General features: G+C 44.5%; 6 protein-coding genes. All 6 read left to right on the top strand.

What is annotated here, in order from left to right:
* Nucleotides 1–284 precede the first annotated feature (284 nt).
* The 6 genes from NE665_RS22825 to NE665_RS22800 all read left to right on the top strand — a co-directional run bounded on the left by NE665_RS22825 (nt 285) and on the right by NE665_RS22800 (nt 8,473).
* Entirely contained in the window at nt 285–1,280 is a 996-nt protein-coding gene (locus NE665_RS22825) for a flagellar biosynthesis protein FlgM (RefSeq protein ID WP_168388958.1), read from the top strand.
* 223 nt (nt 1,281–1,503) lie between these two features.
* A complete protein-coding gene (locus tag NE665_RS22820) occupies nt 1,504–4,005 on the top strand; it encodes a SpaA isopeptide-forming pilin-related protein (protein ID WP_118654853.1) in 2,502 nt (833 codons plus the stop codon).
* The gene (locus NE665_RS22815; RefSeq protein WP_233104846.1) at nt 4,002–5,855 is read left to right on the top strand and encodes an isopeptide-forming domain-containing fimbrial protein; all 1,854 of its coding nucleotides are present in this window, start codon (nt 4,002–4,004) and stop codon (nt 5,853–5,855) included. The genes NE665_RS22820 and NE665_RS22815 overlap by 4 nt, the downstream gene beginning before the upstream one ends.
* On the top strand, nt 5,852–6,706 hold the full coding sequence (locus NE665_RS22810; protein WP_117445121.1) for a class C sortase: 855 nt from the start codon (nt 5,852–5,854) through the stop codon (nt 6,704–6,706). The genes NE665_RS22815 and NE665_RS22810 overlap by 4 nt, the downstream gene beginning before the upstream one ends.
* The gene (locus NE665_RS22805; RefSeq protein WP_233104847.1) at nt 6,693–7,634 is read left to right on the top strand and encodes a SpaA isopeptide-forming pilin-related protein; all 942 of its coding nucleotides are present in this window, start codon (nt 6,693–6,695) and stop codon (nt 7,632–7,634) included. The genes NE665_RS22810 and NE665_RS22805 overlap by 14 nt, the downstream gene beginning before the upstream one ends.
* Before the next feature lie 125 nt (nt 7,635–7,759).
* On the top strand, nt 7,760–8,473 hold the full coding sequence (locus NE665_RS22800; protein WP_233104848.1) for an immunoglobulin-like domain-containing protein: 714 nt from the start codon (nt 7,760–7,762) through the stop codon (nt 8,471–8,473).
* Nucleotides 8,474–8,644: the final 171 nt, after the last annotated feature.

Raw genomic sequence — 8,644 nt, 5'->3', positions numbered from 1 at the left:
CTTACTTCTACCTATTTGAAACCCTTTCTAACGCTATATTTATGCTCTGTATAGACTTCTGTAGAAGAAAGTTCCACATTTTTTATTCGCCTTTTGAAAGTGGAATTTAACTTTTCACTTCAGCGTACCAATCACTGGTACATGTCATGTGCAAGTGGAAATGATACATTTGATCAACAAATAGGAATTTAACATAAAAAGAGATATCGAAGGGTATATGTAATTGTTATCCCCTTACGATAGTGATATACTAAAAATAGATAGAAAAGTGGAGGGAATATATTATGAAGAAATTATTAAGTATCGCTGCAGTGTCAGCGCTCGTATTGACAGGTTGCAGTAAAGAGCTGAAGGTAAAGACGGTTGATAAACTGACTGTGGAGTATGGCGATACATTGGATAACAACAAACTCTTTGACGCAAAAAAATCTGATAAAAATATCAAAGTAGATAAAGTACAGGATTTCAATGCAAAGAAAGTTGGAAATCAGACCTTGAAGGTCACATTTACTGATGGGGACAAGACTATCCAGAAAGATGTGAAGATCATAGTTAAAGATACAAAGAGACCTGAAATTGTACTGAAGAAGGATAAAGTCACAATCACTGCAGGTGATAAACTTAATCTGAAAGACAATGTAAAATCAGTAAAGGATCCCGTAGATGGTGCTTTGAAATACAGTGATAAAGAAACTAAAAAATCAGGCTACTGCATTGATAAAGGAAAATTAAACACAAAGAAAGCCGGAACTTATGAAGTCATTGTAAAAGCATTTGATGCTAACGGAAACAAGACGGAGAAGAAATTCAAAGTCATCGTAAAGGAAAAAGAAAAGGCAAAAGCAACTACTGAAGGACAGAAATCTGAAGCAGCCCAGAATAACAATAATGCAGGACAACGATCAGAGACATCCTCTCCATCTACAGGTAATCAAAATGCAGGGACAAGTGGAGGACAAGGAAGCAGCACTGCGAATACTGGAAGCTCCTCCGGTTCCAATGGAGCACAGAGTTCCGCTCCTTCACAGGCAAAGCCGTCAACACCTACTCCAGCACCTTCTGAGCCATATATCGTAGATGATGGAAGGAAACAAGGATTACCGATTTCTATGCAGTCTCCATTGTTTGATGATCCAAGAGCTGCAGAAGCATGGGCTGATGAAATATTTGATCAATCTATGACTGACCAAAATCACCCTTATTATAATTGTAATGGTTGGAGTAGTACGTATGTGGAATTTAGTGATGGCTCAACAAAATATAGCATTTATTGGTATTAAAAAATGTAGAAGCGAAAGTATCGCTTCTTTTTTGTTAATAGAAAATCAAGACGGACAGAGGTTCGTCTTTTTTTTGTTGGAGGTGACCATATGAATTACTACAAGGTAAGATATGACTCGCAGCTGCTCGCAGCGTAAGGCGAATACAGGAAAAGGTTTCATATATGTCATTGTATGAGTATACCTATAAAAAAATAAGTGAAAATTTATGGAGGAAAACGAGATGCGGAAGAAATTAAAAAGTATCATCATGATATTCGCTTCGATCTTGCTATGTGGATCTAATATGTTATCCACGATAACGATCAAAGCCAATGTCACAAAGCTGGAAGATACCGGATACTGGCATAGCGGACAAGCACACAATCCTGACAATCCTGTACAGACCGCATGGTTCGATCATCAAAAGATTGAAAAGATCCATGTCGAACAAGGTGTCGGTGTATGCAGTGAGCCTTGGGAAGTAATCAATGGCTGGAATGGCTATGCTGTATCTAGATATGATAAAGAGCAAATATCTAAAATTTGGTATTATGCATATGTCAATACGAATCAATCGAAATGGAATTATGCAGTTGGTCAGCTGATGGTATGGGAATATCTAGGATATAAACCTACAGATCATAATGTCCCCAATTATGGAAAAAGAAAAGCTGAAGTCAATGCTGCCATCGCAAAGATGAAAGTAATGCCAAGCTTCAGCGGTCAAAAAATAACTTTAAATGTTGGGGAAAGTAAAACTTTAACTGACACAAACGGTGTTCTTTCCGATTTCAAAGGTAAAGAAAGTATTCCAAAAGGAATCAGTGTGAAGCGGAACGGCAATAAACTGACAGTAACAGCATCAACTACTGCAGCTGAGAATAGCACATATATTCTAAATAAAATACGCCCAGAAATGATTGGTCAATCTATCGTTCATCGAAAATCAGGCGGACAAGATATTATCAAGCCTATGATTTTAGATCCTGGAAGATTTAAATTGAATATTCGTGCAAACAAGTATGGTGCACTAAAGATCACGAAACAGGATGAAGATGGGAATATGGTTCCTAATACTTCCTTCAAGGTATCTAAAAATGCCGATATGTCTTCCCCGATCGGAACCTACCAAACAGGCTCTGATGGTACTGTTACAGTAAATGACCTTGCACCTGCGACTTACTATGTGCAGGAGAGCGCTGTTCCGAATCATCTGATTCTGGACAAGACGATCCATAAGGTAAGTGTATCTGCCAATAAGACGGCCTCTTTCATTGCTCGTAATAATTGGAAGAAAGGGCGTGTCCAGATCCGTAAGGTCGATACGGATTCCAAGAAACAAGTCGCAGGTGCGACGTATGCGATCTTCAACCAACAAGGTCAGGAGCTCCAGCGACTCGTTACGAAGGCATCCGGTTATTCTCTGTCCGGGTATCTGCGTGTTGGCGAGTATTATGTAAAAGAGGTCATTGCTCCGAAAGGATATACGCTCAATAAGACGAAATACCCTGTCACGATCTCCAATAATAACCAGACCATTACCGTGACAGGCACAGATAAGCGCCAGTCCGGCACATTGAAACTATCCAAGGCAGATAGTAAGACGAATAAAAAACCACAGGGAGACGCAACGCTGCAGGGTGCTGTCTATGAGTTGCGGGCGAAAGAGAATATCCTGGATCCTGCTGACAGATCCGTAAAATACAAAAAGGGCGCTTTGGTCGCAACGCTGACCACGGATAAGAATGGTAATGCCACGAAAACAGGTCTCTATCTGGGGAAATATACCCTGAAAGAGACGAAGGCCAGTCCGGGATATCGCCTGGATCCTAAGTCATATGATGTGACGATCAATCCTGCAGCACAAACGACCAGCGTCATCACAGTTTCAAAAAATGTCCTTGAGGATATCATCAAGCTGCGGATCCATAAGGTCCAGGAAGAACCGAAGCTGAATATCCCAAATACGATCTTCACCTTCACAAAACCGAATGGAACTACCTCAGAAGTAAAAACAGATAAGAACGGCTCCATCCAGTTCGTAGGTCTTCGTCCAGGCGTCTATAAATTGAAGGAAAAAGCTGTCATGGATGGCTATGATATCAATCCTACCGAAGTACGTTTTGAAGTGGTATCCGGTGGGGGCGTCAAGGTACTGACAGACCTGACGAATACAGGCATCACCTTCCAGAAGACAGATGCATTCGATGGCATCATAACCGTGCGTGATAAGGTATCTCCGTTTACGTTGAAGATCACGAAGCTCAACGACCACAAGCAGCTGCTGGACGGTGCGGAATTTACGCTATACAGCGATAAAGCCTGTACGAAGGTAGTCGCAAAGAGGACCTCATATAACGGTGTATTGAGCTTTGCCGGACTGAAGGATCGAACGAAGTATTACCTCAAAGAAACGAAAGCACCGGATGGATACCGTATCCCACTAGATCCGGATACGAAACAGCCGCATATCTATGAGATCGAGACCGTCTCTTCCCCGGTCAATGACCTGTTCGAGTTATGGGTAGACGGTAAGAAATATACACCGAAAGATACGGTCACGACAGGTGCTATCCGCATCGAGGGTACGAAGAAAACAAGAGTCGTACATATGGAGATCGTGAATATGGTAGGTATCAAATTGCCGGAAACAGGCAGTGATCTCATGTTCCCGATGTTTATCATAGGTATGGGTTTGATGTTCTTAGGGAGAAAAAGCTTACGAGGAGGAGTTAGAGAATGAATAAAAAGAACGTAATGAAATATCTGGGGATCCCTGCTCTGGCGACAGGGATGCTGTTATCCGGTGCACTTCCGGCATTGACCATCACTAGTCTAGTGATCCATGCAGCTCAGGAGATCACGACGCCGGGTGGTATCGTGGATCTGAAACAAGGCGGTGCCGCCATCACCATCGAAGCGAATGAAGGACAATCGCTCATAGGAAAGAAGTTTCGTCTGTATCAGCTGTTCTCTGTAAAGAATGCAGCGCATCTGGAAAGTGTGAACTATACCTGGACACCTGCCTATCAGGATGTCCTGCAGAAGGTCATCGGGAAACGCCTGAACAAACCGGCAAAGGATGTAACGGAATATGAAGCAGTGGATTACATCCAGTCCTTGAATCACCACAAGGTAGAAGGCGCTGCGACAGAACAGAAGTTGGAAGGAAGATACAGCGAATTCCGCTATTTCATCGAAGAGATCACGACAGAGCTGCGTGCCCAGAAGAAACAAGGGACCGATATCCATGTCACGCAAACGATGGATAACGGCAATATCCGTTTCGACGGTCTGGATTTCGGATACTACATCACCGATGAGATATCTGATAATGCAGGGACGCACTCCGCAAGCTCTCTGTGTATGGTGAATACGGCTAATCCGAATGCTGCTGTAAAAATCAAATCCGACTATCCTTCGATCACGAAGAAGATCCTGGAGGATGACCACAAAGAAGAGATCGGTGCAGATGGATGGAACGATATCGCAGATTATGAGATCGGTCAGACCGTTCCGTATCGTTATGATACAGCTGTACCGGATATGAATGGATATCACAGCTATTACTTCGCTTTCCATGACAAGATGGATAAAGCACTGACCTTTGATCCGGATACCGTGAAGATCCGGATTATGGATGGAAAGAAGACCTATGATGTCGATCCCAGCGAATACAACATATTGGAAAATGTAGGAGGAACGACATTCAAGATAGAGATCGAAGACCTGAAGAAGATCGTAGACCGCGAGTTTCCGGAAGGCATGAACAAAGACAAGGAGAACATCTATGGACAGAAGATCGTCCTTCGCTATGATGCCAAGCTGAACGATGAGGCTGCCAAGGATACCGGAAGACCGGGCTTCGAGAACAGTGTGAAGCTGGAGTTCTCCAATGACCCGGATGTGGATGGTGTCGGAAAGACCGGAGAGACACCGTGGGATACGGTCGTGTGCTTCACCTATAAGCTGAACGTATCGAAGGTCAATGACCATGACGCACCGTTGAAGGACGCAAGATTCCGTCTGTACAGCGATGCGGACTGTACGAAGGAAGTATATCTGAAACGTACTCCTGACGGTTATAACGTGATCAACCGTGATTCTGTAGGCGGTAATGATTATGACGGTGGGACACAGCCGAAGGAAGCCGTCGAGATCGTCACACCTTTGGATGGCAATTTCACGATCTATGGTCTCGATCAGGGTGTGTATTACCTTTCGGAGGTAGATGCACCGGATGGATACCGGAAATTATTGGACCCGATCGTATTGACGGTAAGACCGACCTATACGAACGATAGAAACAGCTACGTAGCCGGCGAAGGCGCAACGGATAAGATCCTGCAGAAGCTGGAGGCAACTGCTCATTTTAAAGAATTCTATGATGGTGCATCTTCCGAAAAAGATAATAAGCTGGAGACAGATGCGACGCAAGGTTCCATGAATCTAACGGTAGTAAACAAAGTAGGAAGCAAGCTGCCGGTCACAGGATCACAGCTGACGATCGTCATGGTCGCTCTTGGGGCAGGGTTGATGATCGCCGGTTATGGTATCCACAGAAAGAGAAACCATGTGGATGATGGGAAATGAAGCGTGAAAAAAGATCCGGAAGACGATGGTGGAGCATAGCGATCATCCTCGTCGGCTTTCTGATCTGCAGCTATCCCATAGTGAGTGGTCTGTATCAGCGAAGTGTACAGTCCGATTCCCTGAAGACATATTCCAGAGCGCTGCGACGCAATGAAGATCAGGTGGAAGGTCTGTCGAAGGCGGCAGATACCTATAACGATATGTTGTTTCAAACGCAAGGGAACTATATCCAAGGGATCAGTGACAAATATCTGACAGAGAAGGCTTATGAAAAACAGCTGCGATTGAAGGGCAGCGATGTCATGGCACGCATCGAGATACCGAAGATCAGTGTCGATCTTCCTATCTATCACGGTGTGAGTGAGAGCGTCCTATCAAAAGGTGTGGGACATCTTCGATCCAGCAGTCTTCCTGTCGGTGGTGAGAGTACGCATGCGGCGCTAAGCGGACATCGTGGTCTTCCATCATCAAAGCTATTTACCAGATTAGATGAATTGGAAAAAGGCGATCTCTTCTACATCGATGTGCTCGGCAGGACGCTGGCCTATCGGATCTGTGATATCCAAACGACAGATCCGGAGGATACCGATCTGTTGGAGATACAAGAAGGAAGAGACCTCGTGACGCTCATCACCTGTACGCCGTATGGGATCAATACGAAAAGGCTGCTCATAACAGGAGAACGGGCAGCTTATGAGAAACAGGAAAAGGAATCGATCCAGGGATCGATGATGTCGATACGAGAACTTATCTTTACGGCAGCACCCTTTGTGATCGTCACGCTCCTGTTGGGAAAAGAAATCTATCATCATAGAAAAAGAAGGAGGTCAAAAGAACATGAAGAAGCGTAATAAGATAGTTCGCATCATGACATTATTGCTGTTGTCATTATGTTATATCAAGCCGATACAAGCACAAGAAATCGAACTTAAACCCGATCCCTCTGTTCAGGAGAAGGGCAGCATACACGTGGAACTTGAAGAAACGAAAGATCGACTATCCAGAGAAGGGGTGGAACTCTCATTGGCACGTGTCGCAGATATAAAGGGCGGAAGTTATGTACTTGATGATCTGTATCGTTCTGCAGGTGTGGATATGAACGACATAAAAACAGCGCAAGGGTTACAGGAGGCCGCAGATACATTGCGTCCATTGGTCAAGAGCCCATTACAGGCAAAGCGGACAGATGCACAGGGGATCGTCGATTTCACAGATCTAAAGGTAGGCGTATATCTGTTGTATGTGAGTGATCAGGCGGGCTATGAAACGATACAGCCGACACTGATCAGCGTACCGATGTGGGATGAGACCGCCAAACAGATGAACTACCATATCGAAGTATTCCCAAAACATGCGCCTTTACCGGCATTGCATGTGCGGAAAGTCGATCATTATGATCATAAGAGCATTTTAAAAGAAGCTGAGTTTACTCTGTATTCCGATGCAGCTTGCACGAAGATCATCAAAGCGGAGAAGACAGATCCAAAGAGTGGTATAGCAGTGTTCGATGGTCTGATCTATGGGACAGTGTATGTAAAAGAGACGAAAGCTCCTGCCGGATATCAGTTATCTAAGGAAGTCATCAAGGTAACGATCAATGATAATTGGGTCAACGGTGACGATAAGCTGCGTACGATCATCTTCCCTGACAGACCGCTCCCTACGTCTGGCGGTCCAAATACCGGCGACCATACAAATATAGTCGGATGGATCTTCCTGATCGGCATATCCGCATGTGCCACTGTCTTCTTCCTTCATAGAAAGCATGAGGCACAGTGAAAAAAAGCCAGTATATGACATTCATCCTCTGTGTCCTCCTACTCTGCCTGGGATGTTGGTATTTCTTATTTCCGAAACCGGCAGATAAAGATGACCTGTCGATCACATTCAAGGATACGGAAAAGGTGAAACTGAACGAGAAGATCGAACCTGTCGATCTGATCCGTTCCACGACATCTGTGAAGATCCTATATCCGACGATCGACACCTCATCCCCGGGGGTAAAGAAGCTCTTATATATCGCTGTAGGAGAGGATGGAGAACAAAAAGAGTTCATGAAGGAGATCCGGGTGGTGGCACCGACACCACCTGTCCTTCAACTCAAGAAGGATAAGGTCGAGATCTGTGTGAAGGAAGCATTCGATGCAAGAGCATACGTAAAGAAAGCCTATAGTGACTATGACGGTGATCTGGACGTATCGATCCGTGGGAGCTTCGATGTGAAGAAAGCCGGTACGTATACGATCACGTATCAGGTCAAAGATTCCAGCGGCCATACTGCCACGAAGGAGCTGCGGCTCATCGTCAAAGAAAAAGAAGAAGCGCCGAAGGAAAAGGAGCCACAGCATCCACAGAAGACAGAACGGTCATCCACTGCACAGCCGCCGAAAGAACAAGATACGACGACAGGCTCTGCATCGTCTCCGAAAGCAGAGAAGCCGCAGGAACCGGCCCCATCGATCTGCGTACAGACATGGCTGTTCGCCGATGGAGAGAGCTTTTCTTCCGCACTGGAGAAATGTAATGCCGCAGGAGCGGCAAGTGGAAGGAGGTATCAGTGTGATGTGTTACAGGATGATGCCGGTATCTATACAGGCTATCGGCTCGACCTACGATGATGTACCAGTGACTGGTACATCTGCCAATAGAAACGATGTAAGGATGATAGAAAGACAACTATATTAAAGTCAAGTAGTAATTTATGAAAAAGTATGAAATATAAAATACTTGAAAATATAGTATTCGATCTTTGAAATTGTGAATGTAAATATGTTGAAAAGAACTATAGT

Origin of the sequence: Clostridium sp. DFI.1.208 (assembly GCF_024463855.1) — a bacterium.
Taxonomy (GTDB): domain Bacteria; phylum Bacillota_I; class Bacilli_A; order Erysipelotrichales; family Erysipelotrichaceae; genus Clostridium_AQ.
The sequence above is the reverse complement of the archived record's forward strand: the minus strand, read 5'-3'. Positions and strand labels throughout refer to the sequence as shown.

What these genes read in the sequence shown, in the direction of transcription:
- NE665_RS22815 (WP_233104846.1), top strand. Translation starts at nt 4,002, where the DNA reads ATGAATAAAAAGAACGTAATGAAATATCTGGGGATCCCTGCTCTGGCG.
- NE665_RS22805 (WP_233104847.1), top strand. Translation starts at nt 6,693, where the DNA reads ATGAAGAAGCGTAATAAGATAGTTCGCATCATGACATTATTGCTGTTG.
- NE665_RS22820 (WP_118654853.1), top strand. Translation starts at nt 1,504, where the DNA reads ATGCGGAAGAAATTAAAAAGTATCATCATGATATTCGCTTCGATCTTG.
- NE665_RS22825 (WP_168388958.1), top strand. Translation starts at nt 285, where the DNA reads ATGAAGAAATTATTAAGTATCGCTGCAGTGTCAGCGCTCGTATTGACA.
- NE665_RS22810 (WP_117445121.1), top strand. Translation starts at nt 5,852, where the DNA reads ATGAAGCGTGAAAAAAGATCCGGAAGACGATGGTGGAGCATAGCGATC.